Origin of the sequence: Gordonia aurantiaca (genome assembly GCF_039939235.1) — a bacterium.
Classification (GTDB): Bacteria; Actinomycetota; Actinomycetes; order Mycobacteriales; family Mycobacteriaceae; genus Gordonia.
Genome location: NZ_JBDUUF010000012.1, coordinates 76531 through 91014, shown reverse-complemented (window position 1 = coordinate 91014; position 14484 = coordinate 76531). Strand labels below are relative to the sequence as shown.

The following is a 14484-nucleotide window of genomic DNA, read 5'->3' as shown; positions in this document are numbered from 1 at the left end:
AAGGGCGATTCTTCGTCGGCCCCGGTAGCGTAGTGATACGGCGCGAGCATTCCGATCGAGGGATCGGGTGATTGCCGGGGAGAGGAGTCAGCAATGACCGAATCTGACCGTCACGACGCCACTGGGGACCGCGGGGTCCCCGAGAGCGCGACTGCACCCGACGAGGGCTTCACCCCTGCCTACACACCGCCTCTCGCGCGGAGTGGTTCCGAACGTCCGTCGTTCGGGCGCCAGGCGGACACCAAGGAGCTCCAGGAACGTGTCGAGGCACTGACGGCGCGCAATGCGAAGTTGCTCGACACACTCAAAGAGGCCCGGCAGCAACTGGTCGCACTCCGCGAAGAGGTGGACCGTCTCGGGCAGCCGCCGAGCGGTTACGGCGTGCTGCTCGACACGTACCCCGACGGGACCGTGGACGTCTTCACCTCGGGCCGCAAGATGCGGCTCACCTGCTCGCCGAACATCGAGCCCGAAACCCTCCGCAAGGGTCAGACGCTGCGCCTGAACGAGGCGCTGACCATCGTCGAGGCCTGTGACTTCGACACGGTCGGCGAGATCAGCACGCTGCGCGAGGTCCTCGGGGACGGCAAGCGTGCGCTGGTCGTCGGTCACGCCGACGAGGAGCGCGTGGTCTGGCTGGCCGAGCCACTGCTCGGCGAGGTGGACGGCGAGGACGGCAAGCGCCGCAAGCTGCGTCCCGGTGACTCGCTGCTCATCGACACCAAGGCCGGTTTCGCCTTCGAGCGGGTGCCCAAGGCCGAGGTCGAGGACCTGGTCCTCGAAGAGGTCCCCGACGTCGGCTACGAGGACATCGGTGGCCTCGGCCGGCAGATCGAGCAGATCCGCGACGCCGTCGAGCTTCCGTTCCTGCACAAGGACCTGTTCCGCGACTACCAGCTGCGTCCGCCGAAGGGCGTCCTGCTCTACGGTCCGCCCGGCTGTGGCAAGACGCTCATCGCGAAGGCGGTGGCGAACTCGCTCGCCAAGAAGATCGCGCTGGCCCGCGGCGACGACGCCAAGGAGGCGAAGTCCTACTTCCTGAACATCAAGGGCCCCGAGCTGCTGAACAAGTTCGTCGGTGAGACCGAGCGTCACATCCGGTTGATCTTCCAGCGCGCCCGGGAGAAGGCGTCCGAGGGCACGCCGGTCATCGTGTTCTTCGACGAGATGGACTCGATCTTCCGAACCCGTGGTTCGGGTGTCTCGTCCGACGTCGAGACCACGGTCGTGCCGCAGCTGCTCAGCGAGATCGACGGCGTCGAGGGCCTCGAGAACGTCATCGTGATCGGTGCGTCGAACCGCGAGGACATGATCGACCCCGCGATCCTGCGTCCCGGTCGCCTCGACGTGAAGATCAAGATCGAGCGTCCGGACGCGGAGAGCGCGATCGACATCTTCTCGAAGTACCTGACCGAGGATCTGCCGATCCACGCCGACGACCTCGACGAGTTCGGCGGAGACCGCGCGGCCTGCGTGAAGGCGATGATCGAGAAGGTCGTCGAGCGGATGTACGCCGAGAGCGAGGACAACCGTTTCCTGGAGGTCACCTACGCCAACGGCGACAAGGAGATCATGTACTTCAAGGACTTCAACTCGGGCGCGATGATCCAGAACGTCGTCGACCGAGCCAAGAAGTACGCGATCAAGTCGCAGCTGGAGACCGGTGCCCCGGGCCTGCGGGTGCAGCATCTGTTCGACTCGATCCTCGACGAGTTCGCCGAGAACGAGGACCTGCCCAACACCACGAATCCGGACGACTGGGCCCGGATCTCGGGCAAGAAGGGCGAGCGGATCGTCTACATCCGCACGCTGGTCACCGGCAAGAGCGCGGGCGCGAGCCGTGCGATCGACACCGAGACCAACACGGGGCAGTACCTGTAGCGGTAGCGCACCCTCATCTCCCACCGACGGCCGACTCCTCCGGGGGTCGGCCGTCTGGTGTACAAAGCCGGTTTCCGCGGCCTTTCTCGGTCTAATGTTGGCGGCGATGAACAGTACACCGATGGCGCGAGGACGCGTGGTCGTCGACGGTGGACCGCCCCATCCGCTGGGGGAGTCACCGCGCCTGACGCTGGGCCGCGACCCCGACAACGACATCGTCGTCAACCATCCGATGGTGTCGCGCCGGCATCTGGCGATCGAGTGGCGCGGCTCGGCCTGGTTCCTCGTCGACATGGGAAGCACCAACGGCTTTTTCGCCGGCAGGCAGCGGATGACCGAGTTGATGGTCACCGGTCCGACGCAGGTGCGCCTCGGCGACGCGAGCACCGGCCCGGTCGTCGACCTGCTGGTCGATCCGGCCGGCCACCGTCCCCCGGCGCCCGGCCCGTGGCGGGGAGCGCCCACGCCGGGCGGGTTCCCGTCGGGCCCGCGGACGTCGGGGTTCGCGGCGCCGGGCGGTGGTCACACGCCGTTCTCCGGGCAGATGCCCGCTCCGGCGCGCCCGCCGCGTCCCATGCCGCCGGCGCCGATGCCGCCGGAGCTGCAGAACGCGCCGCACCTGCAGTCGTTGCAGCAGAACGTCTCCGCCGTCTACCGGTTGCCCGGGGCGCCGACTCCGCCGGAGCGCGAATCGATCTCGTTGCGCGGCGTCCAGCGCATCGGTCGTACTCCGGACAACGACATCGTCGTCAGTGACGTCCTCGCCTCGCGCCACCACGCCCAGGTGTCCAATCGCGGCGGGCTGCTCGTCATCGAGGACCTCGGGTCGGTCAACGGCACCTTCGTCAACGGCCACCGCGTGTCCAGCGCGCCGCTTGCCGACGGCGACGTGGTCACCATCGGCAACAGCGACTTCGTGGTGTCCGGCGGCACCCTCATGCGCGGCCAGGAGGGCGCCGCGGTCGCCGATGGCCTGCACGTCCACGGCGTCGGTCTCGTCGTCGACGGCGGAAAGCGCCTGCTCGCCGACGTCGAGTTCAGCGCCGGCCCCGGCACCCTGACCGCGGTGATCGGCCCGTCCGGCGCCGGCAAGTCGACGGTGTCGAAGATCGCCGCCGGCCTCAACTCGCCGACCTCGGGTCTGGTCACCTTCGAGAGCCGCAACGTCCACGCCGAGTACGACGCCCTGCGCACCCGCATCGGAATGGTCCCCCAAAAGGACGTCCTGCACCACAAGCTGACGCTGCGGCAGGCCCTGCGCTATGCCGCCGAACTGCGCCTGCCGCCCGACCTGTCCAGGGAGGATCGCGACCGGGTCATCGACGGCGTGCTCGGTGAGTTGCAGCTCACCGAGCACGTCGACACCCGCGTCGAAAAGCTCTCCGGCGGCCAGCAGAAGCGTGCCTCGGTGGCGATGGAGTTGCTGACCGGTCCGTCGCTGCTGATCCTCGACGAGCCGACCTCCGGTCTCGATCCCGCGCTGGACCGCCAGGTGATGGCGACGCTGCGCCGCCTCGCCGACGCCGGTCGCGTCGTGCTCGTGGTGACACACTCGCTGACCTACCTGTCGATGTGCGACCAGGTGCTGCTGCTCGCACCCGGCGGCAAGACGTCGTTCTGCGGCCCGCCCGCGCAGGTGGAGCAGGAGATGGGCACCTCGGACTGGGCGGAGATCTTCGCCTACGTCGCCGACCAGCCCGACGCCGCACACATGCGCTACCTCGAACGGCACCGCCGCACTCCGGCACCGCCACCGATGCAGCGCCCGCCCGGTCCGTCGATCCCGGTACCGCACACCAGCTTCACCCGCCAGGCGTCGACCATCGCCCGGCGTCAGGTGCGGCTGATCTTCGCCGATGTCGGCTACCTTGTGTTCCTCGTGCTGTTGCCGGTGGTGCTCGGCCTGCTGACCCTGGTGATCCCGGGGTCGAGCGGCTTCGCCCGCCTCGAGGTGATCCCCAACGCGCCACCGCCGAAGGACGGCGCCGAGGCGATCCAGATCCTGGTGGTCCTGGTCGTCGGCGCGGCATTCATGGGAGCGGCGCTGACGGTCCGCGACCTGGTCGGTGAGCGCGACATCTTCGAACGCGAGAGAGCCGTCGGGCTGCGGCCCGGCGCCTACCTCTTCGCGAAGATCGTGGTGTTCTTCATCGCCGCGATCCTGCAGACCGTCATCATGGTCGGCATCACGTTCGCCGGGCGTGGACTGCCCGAGTTCGGTGGGCCCCTGCTGCCGCCACCACTCGCGCTGCTGGTCGCGGTCGCCGTCCTCGCCTGCGTGAGTACCCTCGTGGGGCTCGCCATCTCGTCGGCGGTCAAGTCCAACGAACAGGTGATGCCGCCACTGGTCATCGTGGTGATGGTGCAGCTGGTGTTCTGCGGCGGCCTGTTCAAGCTCGACGGCGTGGTGCTGCAACAGTTGTCGTGGATCTTCCCGTCGTTCTGGGGCTATGTCGCCGCGGCCGGCGCCGTCGACCTCCACGACATCAACGTGGCCGCCCCGCAGCGGATCCCGCTGTGGGACACCTCGGTCGCCCACACCGCACTCGCGTACGGGGTGCTCGCCGTCATCAGCGTGCTGCTGCTGGCGTTCACCTACTCACGGTTGCGGCTGAAGAAGCGCTGACGGCTCACCCCGCCACCGGATACCGCACCAGCCCCAACTCCGCGTCGTGCGAGAGCTGTTCGTGGCGGGGGAGCACCCGCACGGTGTAGCCGAGGTGACCCGACGCGGGCGGGGGGACCTCCACCGCGAACACCACGCGCCCCGAGGAGTCCCGGTCGGCCGGCTCCATGGCGGCGATCACCGGCTCGACGATCTCGCCCTCGTCGTCGACGCGGCCCAGGACGAGCTGGACCCGCAGGTGGCCGGGGTCGAGTCCGCCGAGCGCCACGTGCGCGGTGACCCGCAGCTCGTCACCGAGGTCCGTGTCCTCGACGCCGGCGATCAGCACCGACCCCCATGACCGCTCGAGTAGCTTGCGGTACCGCGCGAGATCCCTTGCGCCCGCGTGATCGTCGGCACAAGCGGCGTCGAAGGCGGTCGCCGCCGGGCAGTACAGCTCGGTCGTGTAGTCCTTGACCATCCGCGACGCCAGCACCTTCGGGCCCAGCCGGGTCAGCGTGTGCCGCATCATCTCCACCCACCGAGCCGGCAGACCGCGCTCGTCACGGTCGTAGAACAGCGGGATCACGGTCTCCTCGAGCAGCGTGTACAGCGCCTCGGCCTCCAGGTCGTCGCGCCGGTTCTCGTCGGCGACGCCCTCCGCCGACGGGATGGCCCAACCGTTCTCGCCGTCGGCCATCTCGTCCCACCATCCGTCGAGGATCGACAGGTTGAGTCCGCCGTTGAGCGCGGACTTCATACCCGAGGTCCCGCACGCCTCCATCGGCCGCACCGGGTTGTTCAGCCACACGTCGCAGCCGGCGTAGATGTGGCGGGCCATGGAGATGTCGTAATCCGGCAGGAAGACGATGCGGTCGCGCAGCCCCGGGTCCTCGGTGAACCGGACCATCTGCTGGATCAGCGACTTGCCCCCGTCGTCGGCCGGATGCGCCTTGCCCGCGATGACCAGCTGCACCGGGCGGTCTGGATCGGTGAGGATGCGGCGCAGGCGATCCGGGTCGCGCAGCATCAGCGTGAGCCGCTTGTAGGTGGCGGCGCGGCGGGCGAATCCGATGGTCAGCACCCCGGGGTCGAAGAGTTCGGCCGTCCAGGCCAGTTCGGCGTCGGTGAACCCGCGGTCGCGTCCGCTGGCGTGAGCCCGCCGGCGCACCTCGTCGACGAGGTCGGCGCGCAACCGCTCGTGCGTCGACCAGATCTCCTCGTCGGGCAGGCCGGCGTACACCTCGGGCGCGGAGTCCTCGTCGCCCGCTGCGAAGTCACGCCACCGTTGCGACACCCACGTCGGGCCGTGGACGCCGTTGGTGACCGCGCCGATCGGGACGTCCGCGGCGTCGAAGCCGGGCCACAGGTCGGCGAACATCTCGCGGCTCACCTCGCCGTGCAGCCGTGACACGCCGTTGCTGCGCTGCCCGAGACGAAAACCCATGTGCGCCATGTTGAACACGGTGGGGTCGGCCTCGTCGCCGAGTTCGGCCACGGTCGCCGCGGGCAGTCCCGGAAGCAGCCGCGAGATGCCCTGTTCGTCGGCGTCCAGGTAGCGGGTCACCAGATCGGTGGGGAAGCGGTCGATGCCCGCGGGGACCGGGGTGTGGGTGGTGAAGATGTTGGACGCCCGTACCACCGCCTCCGCGGTGTCGAAGTCGAGTCCGGCCGCGACGAGCTCCCGAATCCGTTCCGTGCCCAGGAAACCGGCGTGACCCTCGTTCATGTGGAAGACGGTCGGCTCGTCACGTCCGGTGAGGCGAACGTACTCCCGCAGTGCGCGCACGCCGCCGATGCCGAGCAGGATTTCCTGCAGGATGCGGTGCTCCTGGTCGCCGCCGTAGAGCCGGTCGGTGACCGAGCGCAGCGCGTCGTCGGTGTTGGCGGCGATGTCGGAGTCGAGCAGCAGCAACGGGATCCGACCCACCTCGACCACCCACACCTGCGCGGACAGGGTCCGCCCCTCGGGCATCGAGATCTCCACGAGCACCGGCGCGCCGTCGTCGGTGAGCAGCGTCATCGGCAGGTCGCCGGGATTATTGACGGGGTAGCGCTCCACCTGCCGGCCGTCGCGGTCGAGACCCTGCCGAAAATAGCCGGACCGGTAGAACAGGCCGACGCCGATCAGTGGCAGGCCCAGATCCGACGCGGCCTTCAGGTGGTCGCCGGCCAGGATGCCGAGTCCGCCGGAGTAGATGGGCAGGACCTCCGAGACACCGAACTCCATCGAGAAGTACGCGATGCCGCTCGGCACCGGATGGGTTCGCGAGTACTCTCCGAACCACTGCGGCGTGGCGAGATACTCCTGCAGCTCGGCGTGGATCGCGTCGACCTTCGCGCGGAACCCCGCGTCGCCGGCCAGTTCGGCCAGGCGCCCCGGGTCGACGTCGGCCAGCACCCGCAACGGATCACCGGTCGCCGCCCAGCGCTCGGGGTCGACGGCGGCGAACACCTCCTGGGTGGGCACATGCCAGACCCAGCGGAGGTTCTGGGCGAGGGGACCGAGGGCGGCGAGTTCGGCGGGCAGCGGTACCCGAACGGTGAACCGGCGGAATGCTTTCACGGCGACGACGGTACTGCCGTGGCCGCGACCCTGCGAGCGGGACGATGCGAGGTGCTCCCGGCGACCCTCTACCCTCGAAGCATGCAGCGAATCATCGGTACCGAGGTCGAGTACGGAATCTCCGCTCCCGGCGACCCGACCGCGAATCCGATCATGACCTCCACCCAGGCCGTTCTCGCCTACGCCGCGGCGGCCGGGGTCCCGCGAGCCAAGCGCACCCGCTGGGACTACGAGGTCGAGTCACCGCTCCGGGACGCACGCGGTTTCGACCTCGGCCGAGGCTCCGGACCGGCCCCGATCATCGACGCCGACGAGATCGGGGCGGCCAACATGATCCTCACCAACGGCGCCCGGCTGTACGTCGACCACGCCCACCCCGAGTACTCCGCGCCCGAGGTCACCGACCCGCTCGACGCGGTCATCTGGGACAAGGCCGGCGAGCGCGTGATGGAGGCCGCGGCCCGGCACGTCGCGAGTGTCCCGGGCGCGCCCAGGCTGCAGCTGTACAAGAACAACATCGACGGCAAGGGCGCTTCCTACGGCACCCACGAGAACTACCTGATGGCCCGCGAGACGCCGTTCACCGCGGTCATCGCCGGTCTCACCACGTTCTTCGCCTCGCGTCAGGTGATCGTCGGCTCCGGCCGCGTCGGCATCGGCCAGTCCGGTGACGAGGCCGGGTTCCAGCTGTCGCAGCGCGCCGACTACATCGAGGTCGAGGTCGGCCTGGAGACCACCCTCAAGCGCGGCATCATCAACACCCGCGACGAGCCGCACGCCGACCCGGAGCGGTACCGCCGCCTGCACGTCATCATCGGCGACGCCAACCTCGCCGAGACCGCGACCTACCTCAAGGTCGGGACCACCGCGCTCGTCCTCGACCTCATCGAGGCCGGTGTCGACTTCTCCGACATCGAACTCGCCCGCCCGGTCCAGGCCGTGCACACCATCAGCCACGACCCGACCCTGACCGCGACGGTCGCGCTCACCGACGGCCGCGAGCTCACCGGGCTGGCGCTGCAGCGCGAATACCTCGAACGCTGCATGAAGTTCCACGAGCAGGAGCACTCCGACGACGAGCGCGCCAAGCACGTCCTGGAGACCTGGGCCGACGTCCTCGACCGTCTCGAGCGCGATCCCATGGAGTGCGCCGACATCCTCGACTGGCCGGCCAAGCTGCGCATCCTCGAGGGCTTCCGCCAGCGCGAGGGCCTGTCGTGGTCGGCGCCGCGCCTGCAACTCATCGACCTGCAGTATTCCGACGTCCGCCTCGACAAGGGCCTGTACAACCGGCTCGTCGCACGCGGCTCGATGAAGCGGCTCGTCGACGAGAACGACGTGTTGCGCGCCGTACACGAGCCGCCCCACAACACCCGCGCCTACTTCCGAGGCGAGTGCCTGCGGCGTTTCGGCGCCGACGTCGCCGCGGCCAGTTGGGACTCGGTGATCTTCGACCTCGGCGGCGACTCGCTGGTCCGGATCCCGACCCTGGAACCGTTGCGCGGCACCAAGGCGCACGTGGGCAAGCTGCTCGACCAGGTGGACTCGGCGGCCGAACTCGTCGATCAGCTCACCACGTAGACGCGCATGCGCCGACCGTGACGCGGACACGGCGCGGGCTTGTGCTTCGTTTCGCCCCTGTCGTCGCTCCCGCAGGTACTGTGGGAGCACACGATTCCGAGGCCGGATCACACGGATCTCTCCTCCGGTGAGTGCCGGTTGATCCGCCGGGTCGCCCAGACCCGGAGGTGGTCGGTCGCGGGTAGCCCGACACGGGGCGATCGGTTGAAGGAGGCAGCAGATGGCGCAGGAACAGACCAAGCGTGGCGGCGGCGGCGACGACGAGGGCGTGGGCCCCGATTCCGGTGCCGGACAGGAACGTCGCGAGAAGCTGGCCGAGGACACCGACGACCTGCTCGACGAGATCGATGACGTGCTCGAGGAGAACGCCGAGGACTTCGTGCGTGCCTACGTGCAGAAGGGCGGCCAGTGAGCGACAGGTTCGGTTCACTGCCCCCACTCTCACAGTCCCGTACCGGTTTCACCCTGGGCGCCGACATCTCGTCGTTCACCGAGTTCCTGCGGCAGTACGCTCCCGAGCAGTTGCCGCAGGCACAGGTTGACCGCGTGGGTTCGTTCGCAGGCGGCGTGGACGGTGCCGGGGACATCCCCCACGGCACCACGATCGTCGCGGTCTCGTACCCGGGCGGTGTCGTGATCGCCGGTGACCGCCGCGCGACCATGGGCAATCTCATCGCGACCCGCGACGTCAAAAAGGTGTACATCACCGACGACTACTCGGCGGCCGGCATCGCCGGCACCGCGGGCATCGCGATCGAGATGGTCCGGTTGTTCGCGGTGGAGCTCGAGCACTACGAGAAGATCGAGGGCGTCCCGCTCACGCTCGACGGCAAGGTGAGCCGCCTCGCCAGCATGGTGCGCGGCAACCTCGGCGCGGCCATGCAGGGCCTCGCCGCGATCCCGCTGCTCGTCGGCTACGACACCGATCATGACGACCCGGGCGAGCCCGGACGGATCTTCACCTTCGACGTCGCCGGCGACCGGCACGAGGAGTTCGGCGGCTACACCGCCATCGGCTCCGGCTCGGTCTTCGCCAAGTCGTCGCTGAAGAAGCTCTACCGCCCGGATCTCACCGCCGACCAGGCGCTGGAGATCGCGGTCGAGTCGCTCTACGACGCCGCCGACGACGACTCGGCCACCGGTGGTCCCGACCTGGTGCGCAAGATCTTCCCGATGGCGGCGATCGTCGACGCCGAAGGCGCGCGGGAGGTGGACGCGGGCGAGATCGAGAACGTGGCGCGGACCGTCGTCGAACGCCGCGCTTCCCAGCACGAGGGAGGTGCGCGATGACGTTCCCGTACTACGCCAGTGCCGAGCAGATCATGCGCGATCGCTCGGAACTCGCGCGCAAGGGCATCGCACGCGGCCGATCCGTGGTCATCCTGACCTACGCCGACGGTGTGCTGTTCGTCGCGGAGAACCCGTCGAACACCCTCCGCAAGACCAGCGAGATCTACGACCGCATCGGGTTCGCCGCGGTCGGCAAATACAACGAGTTCGAGAGTCTGCGCAAGGCGGGCATCCAGCTCGCCGACATGCGCGGTTACAGCTACGACCGCCGGGACGTCTCCGGCCTGTCGCTGGCGAACACCTACGCCAACGCGCTCGGCAGCGTCTTCACCGAGCAGCCGAAGCCGTTCGAGGTGGAGCTGTGCGTCGCCGAGGTCGCGCGGCCGGGCAAACCGAAACCGTCGCAGCTGTACCGGATCTCGTACGACGGGTCGATCACCGACGAGACGCGGTTCCTGGTGATGGGTGGCAACACCGAGCCGATCGCCGCGGCCCTCAAGGAGAGCTATCGACCCGACATGGAGCTCGGTGAGGCCATCGGCGTCGCGGTGCGGGCGCTGGCGACACCGGCCGACGCGGGCAACGGCGGCACCGCCGCCCCGCGGCAGCTCACCGCCGGCGACCTCGAGGTCGCCGTCCTCGACCGCAACCGTCCGCGCCGGGCGTACAAGCGCCTGACGTCGGCGGCCGTCGAGCAGTACCTGCCGGCGCCGGCCGCACCCGCGGCCGGGGACTCCGGCGACACCCCCTCGGGGGACACGACATCCGACGACTCCGGCGACGGATCGAATCAGTGACGCGACGGCCCGCGGCGGCCGGGTGGCGATACCCGGCCGTCCGCGGGTCCCGCGGGTAGGGTTGGTCAAGTGCAGCGACGAATCATGGGCATCGAGACCGAATTCGGTGTCACATGCACATTCCACGGTCATCGTCGGCTGAGTCCCGACGAGGTGGCGCGGTACCTGTTCCGCCGCGTCGTGTCGTGGGGCCGATCCTCGAACGTCTTCCTGCAGAACGGCGCCCGGCTCTACCTCGACGTCGGTTCGCACCCCGAGTACGCCACCGCCGAGTGCGACAGCCTGATCCAGCTGATCAACCACGACCGTGCCGGCGAGCTCGTCCTCGAGGACCTGCTCGTCGACGCCGAGCAGCGACTCGCCGACGAGGGCATCGGCGGTGACATCTACCTGTTCAAGAACAACACCGACTCCGCGGGCAATTCGTACGGCTGCCACGAGAACTACCTCGTCGTGCGGGCGGGGGAGTTCTCCCGGATCTCCGACGTGCTGCTGCCGTTCCTGGTGACCCGGCAGCTGATCTGCGGCGCGGGCAAGGTGCTGCAGACACCGAAGGCCGCGACCTTCTGCCTGTCGCAGCGCGCCGAGCACATCTGGGAGGGCGTCTCCTCGGCGACCACCCGCTCGCGACCGATCATCAACACCCGCGACGAACCGCACGCCGACGCCGAGAAGTACCGGCGCCTGCACGTCATCGTCGGCGACTCCAACATGTCCGAGATGACGACCCTGCTGAAGGTCGGCTCGGCGGCGCTGGTGCTGGAGATGATCGAGGCCGGGGTCGCCTTCCGCGACTTCGCGCTCGACAACCCGATCCGTGCCATCCGCGAGGTCAGCCACGACCCGACCGGGCGTCGTCCGGTCCGGCTGGCCGGCGGCCGCACGGCCAGTGCCCTCGACATCCAGCGTGAGTACCACGCGCGCGCGGTCGAACACCTCGCCAACCGTCGCCCCGATCCCGAGATGGACATGGTCGTCGACCTGTGGGGCCGGATGCTCGACGCGGTGGAGGCCGACGACTTCGCCAAGGTCGACACCGAGATCGACTGGGTCATCAAGCGCAAGCTGTTCCAGCGTTACCAGGACAAGTACTCGATGGAGCTGTCCGACCCGAAGATCGCGCAACTCGATCTCGCCTTCCACGACATCAAGCGCGGCCGCGGCGTCTTCGACGTGTTGGTGCGCAAGGGGCTCGTCGCCCGTGCGACCACCGACGAGGCGATCAAGAACGCGGTCAACGAGCCGCCGCAGACCACCCGGGCCAAGCTGCGCGGTGACTTCATCGCCGCCGCGCAGAAGGCCGGCCGCGACTTCACCGTCGACTGGGTGCACCTCAAGCTCAACGACCAGGCCCAGCGCACCGTGTTGTGCAAGGACCCGTTCCGCAGCGTCGACGAGCGCGTCGACCGGCTGATCGCGTCGATGTGACGACCCGCGTGCCTCCGCACACCGACCGCACGTACGTTCTAACCTGACGCAGTGGCCACACCGAAAGTCGAGCGACTGCTCAACCTCGTGATCTGTCTTCTGTGGACGCGGCAGTACGTCACCGCCGAGTACATCCGCAAGAACGTCGCGGGCTACTCCGATGAGGGCCAGTCCGACGAGGCGTTCAACCGGATGTTCGAGCGGGACAAGAACGAACTACGCGACCTCGGTATCCCGCTGGTGACCGGACGGTCACCGATGTCCGGCGGCGCCGAGGGCTACCGGATCGACCGCGACACCTACGAGCTGCCCGAGATCTCCCTGGACTCCGAGGAGGCCGCGGCGATCGCGATGGCCGCCGCGCTGTGGGACACCCCGGAGGTGTCGACGCTGTCGCAGAGCGCGATCCTCAAGCTCCGCGCCGCCGGTCTGGACGTGCGCAGCGAGGACGACCTGGGCATCACCGCGGGCGGCACGTCCCGGTCGATGGGCGCCGAGCCGGTGATCGCCGGTTTCCTCAACGCCATCCAGGACAGGCGGGCCGTCGAGTTCACGCACCGCTCGTCGGCGACCGCCACCCCGGCCCCCAGGCGTCTCAAACCGTGGGGTGTCGTGTCGCACCGCGGACGCTGGTACGTCGTCGGGCACGACCTCGACCGGGAGGCCACCCGCACCTTCCGGCTGTCGCGGATCACCGAGATGAAGCCGGTCGGCCCGAGAGATGCGGTGACCGTGCCCGAGGGCACCGACCTGCAGAAGATCGTGTCCACCGCCGTCGACTCCGCCGCCGGTACCGACGGCCGGGCCGCCCGCATCTGGGTCGCCGCCGGACGTGCGGCCGGTCTGCGTCGCGCCGCCGCGGCGAGCGAACCCGGCGAGTTCGACGGGGAGGCCGGCGACGTGCTGACCGTGGAGATCCACTCCCTGTCCACGGTCGCCCGCATGGTGCTCGGCGCCGGACGCGACGCGGTCGTCCTCGATCCGCCCGAGCTGCGCGATCTGGTCATCGCCGGCCTCGACCGCATGACGGGGGTGAGCGCCTGATGGCCGCCGCACAGCCGTCGCGCCTGGCCCGGCTGCTCGCGATGGTCCCGTACTTCCAGTCCCGCAACGGGATCTCCATCGAGCAGGCCGCGCGCGACCTCGGCGTCACCCCGGCGCAGCTCACCAAGGATCTCGAGCTGCTGTTCGTCTGCGGCCTGCCCGGCTATTACCCAGACGACCTCATCGAGCTCGAGTTCAGCGAGGGCTACGTCAACGTCGGGTTCACCGCCGGCATGGACCGGCCGCTGCGGCTGACGACGATCGAGGCCAGCACCCTGCTCGTCGCGCTGCGCGCACTCGTCGAGACACCGGGTGTCGTCGACGTCGCCGCCGCACGCCGCGCGATCGCGAAGATCGAGGAGGCGGTCGGCGCGACCTCGGTCCCCGGTCTGCCCGGCGCCGACGACGGGGCGTCGGCGGGGGAGAACCCGACCTATACCACCGTGCGCGACGCGGTCCGCAACAACCGGGCGCTGCGACTGCGGTACTACTCGGCCAGCCGCGACAGCGTCACCGAACGCACCGTCGACCCGATCCGGTTGCAGGTGATGGACCAGCACACCTACCTCGAGGCGTGGTGTCGGATGGCCGAGGGGGTGCGGCTGTTCCGGTTCGACCGCATCGACACCGCCGAGGCCCTCGACGAACCGGGCACCCCGCCCGCCGACGCGGAGGCGTCGTCGCAGTCGGTGCTGGTCACCGAGAACCCGGACCTGCCGGCCGTCGAACTCGAGATCGACCCCGATCACCTGTGGATTCTCGACTACTACCCGGTGGAACCGATCACCCCGATCGCCGACCGCGACCCGGAGCAGCCGGTCCGTGCCCGCATGGTCTACGGCTCCCCGGAGTGGCTGACCCGCTTCGTCCTCGGGTTCGGCGGATCGGTGCGGGTGCTCGACGCCCCGGCCATCGCCGAGGCGGTCGCGACGGCGGCCGCCGCGGCGCGTGACCGATATCGCCGGTCGGCGGCCGGTACCGACCAGGCATGACTCGGGTAGCATCACACGTATCTGGCTTCGAACCTGAAGGGTTTACTCATGGGCTTCATGTCTCCGTGGCATTGGGCGATCGTCATCATCGTGCTGGTGCTTCTGTTCGGCGCGAAGAAGCTGCCGGACATGGCGCGCGGACTCGGCCAGTCGCTGCGCATCTTCAAGAGCGAGGTCAAGGAGATGCAGAAGGACGACGAGGCGCCGGCCCCCGCCGAGCCGCAGCGCGAGCTGCCGCCGTCCGGTGACACCACCCCGGGTACCACCTCGAACGCCGACACCAAGAAATCGGCATAGGGG

At 69.2% G+C, this 14484-nt stretch carries 11 protein-coding genes; 10 read left to right on the top strand and 1 reads right to left on the bottom strand.

Going from position 1 to position 14484, the window contains the following annotated elements:
- Positions 1-93 precede the first annotated feature (93 nt).
- A complete protein-coding gene (gene arc / locus ABFT43_RS19775; protein WP_347962002.1) occupies positions 94-1881 on the top strand; it encodes a proteasome ATPase in 1788 nt (595 codons plus the stop codon).
- 121 nt (positions 1882-2002) lie between these two features.
- Positions 2003-4507, top strand: a complete 2505-nt coding sequence (locus ABFT43_RS19770) for an FHA domain-containing protein (protein ID WP_347962041.1) — start codon at positions 2003-2005, stop codon at positions 4505-4507.
- Between the two features lie 4 nt (positions 4508-4511).
- Here the strand turns inward: ABFT43_RS19770 and glgP are convergent, their stop codons facing one another.
- Positions 4512-7052: an alpha-glucan family phosphorylase gene (gene glgP, locus ABFT43_RS19765; RefSeq protein ID WP_347962001.1), complete on the bottom strand. Its 2541-nt coding sequence runs from the start codon at positions 7050-7052 to the stop codon at positions 4512-4514.
- 81 nt (positions 7053-7133) lie between these two features.
- Between glgP and dop the strand changes: the two genes are divergently transcribed.
- The 8 genes from dop (at position 7134) to tatA (ending at position 14481) form a co-directional block, all read left to right on the top strand.
- Positions 7134-8633, top strand: a complete 1500-nt coding sequence (gene dop / locus ABFT43_RS19760) for a depupylase/deamidase Dop (protein ID WP_347962000.1) — start codon at positions 7134-7136, stop codon at positions 8631-8633.
- A 220-nt stretch (positions 8634-8853) separates the two neighbouring features.
- Positions 8854-9045: a ubiquitin-like protein Pup gene (locus ABFT43_RS19755; protein ID WP_004019064.1), complete on the top strand. Its 192-nt coding sequence runs from the start codon at positions 8854-8856 to the stop codon at positions 9043-9045.
- The gene (prcB, locus tag ABFT43_RS19750) at positions 9042-9923 is read left to right on the top strand and encodes a proteasome subunit beta (RefSeq protein WP_347961999.1); all 882 of its coding nucleotides are present in this window, start codon (positions 9042-9044) and stop codon (positions 9921-9923) included. The genes ABFT43_RS19755 and prcB overlap by 4 nt, the downstream gene beginning before the upstream one ends.
- Complete coding sequence (gene prcA, locus ABFT43_RS19745) at positions 9920-10720, top strand: proteasome subunit alpha (RefSeq protein ID WP_347961998.1); 801 nt, start codon at positions 9920-9922, stop codon at positions 10718-10720. Before prcB ends, prcA begins: the two co-directional genes overlap by 4 nt.
- Positions 10721-10789: 69 nt before the next feature.
- The gene (gene pafA / locus ABFT43_RS19740; protein WP_347961997.1) at positions 10790-12148 is read left to right on the top strand and encodes a Pup--protein ligase; all 1359 of its coding nucleotides are present in this window, start codon (positions 10790-10792) and stop codon (positions 12146-12148) included.
- Positions 12149-12199: 51 nt separating this feature from the next.
- Positions 12200-13192 (top strand): helix-turn-helix transcriptional regulator, encoded by a 993-nt coding sequence (locus tag ABFT43_RS19735; RefSeq protein WP_347961996.1) that lies wholly within the window; start codon positions 12200-12202, stop codon positions 13190-13192.
- Positions 13192-14184, top strand: a complete 993-nt coding sequence (locus ABFT43_RS19730) for a helix-turn-helix transcriptional regulator (RefSeq protein WP_347961995.1) — start codon at positions 13192-13194, stop codon at positions 14182-14184. The genes ABFT43_RS19735 and ABFT43_RS19730 overlap by 1 nt, the downstream gene beginning before the upstream one ends.
- Before the next feature lie 48 nt (positions 14185-14232).
- Positions 14233-14481, top strand: coding sequence for a Sec-independent protein translocase subunit TatA (gene tatA / locus ABFT43_RS19725; RefSeq protein WP_347961994.1), 249 nt, complete (start codon positions 14233-14235; stop codon positions 14479-14481).
- Positions 14482-14484: the final 3 nt, after the last annotated feature.

Coding starts and splice junctions, on each gene's coding strand:
- ABFT43_RS19770 (WP_347962041.1), top strand. CDS start 2,003: ATGGCGCGAGGACGCGTGGTCGTCGACGGTGGACCGCCCCATCCGCTG.
- ABFT43_RS19730 (WP_347961995.1), top strand. CDS start 13,192: ATGGCCGCCGCACAGCCGTCGCGCCTGGCCCGGCTGCTCGCGATGGTC.
- dop (WP_347962000.1), top strand. CDS start 7,134: ATGCAGCGAATCATCGGTACCGAGGTCGAGTACGGAATCTCCGCTCCC.
- tatA (WP_347961994.1), top strand. CDS start 14,233: ATGGGCTTCATGTCTCCGTGGCATTGGGCGATCGTCATCATCGTGCTG.
- ABFT43_RS19755 (WP_004019064.1), top strand. CDS start 8,854: ATGGCGCAGGAACAGACCAAGCGTGGCGGCGGCGGCGACGACGAGGGC.
- prcA (WP_347961998.1), top strand. CDS start 9,920: ATGACGTTCCCGTACTACGCCAGTGCCGAGCAGATCATGCGCGATCGC.
- arc (WP_347962002.1), top strand. CDS start 94: ATGACCGAATCTGACCGTCACGACGCCACTGGGGACCGCGGGGTCCCC.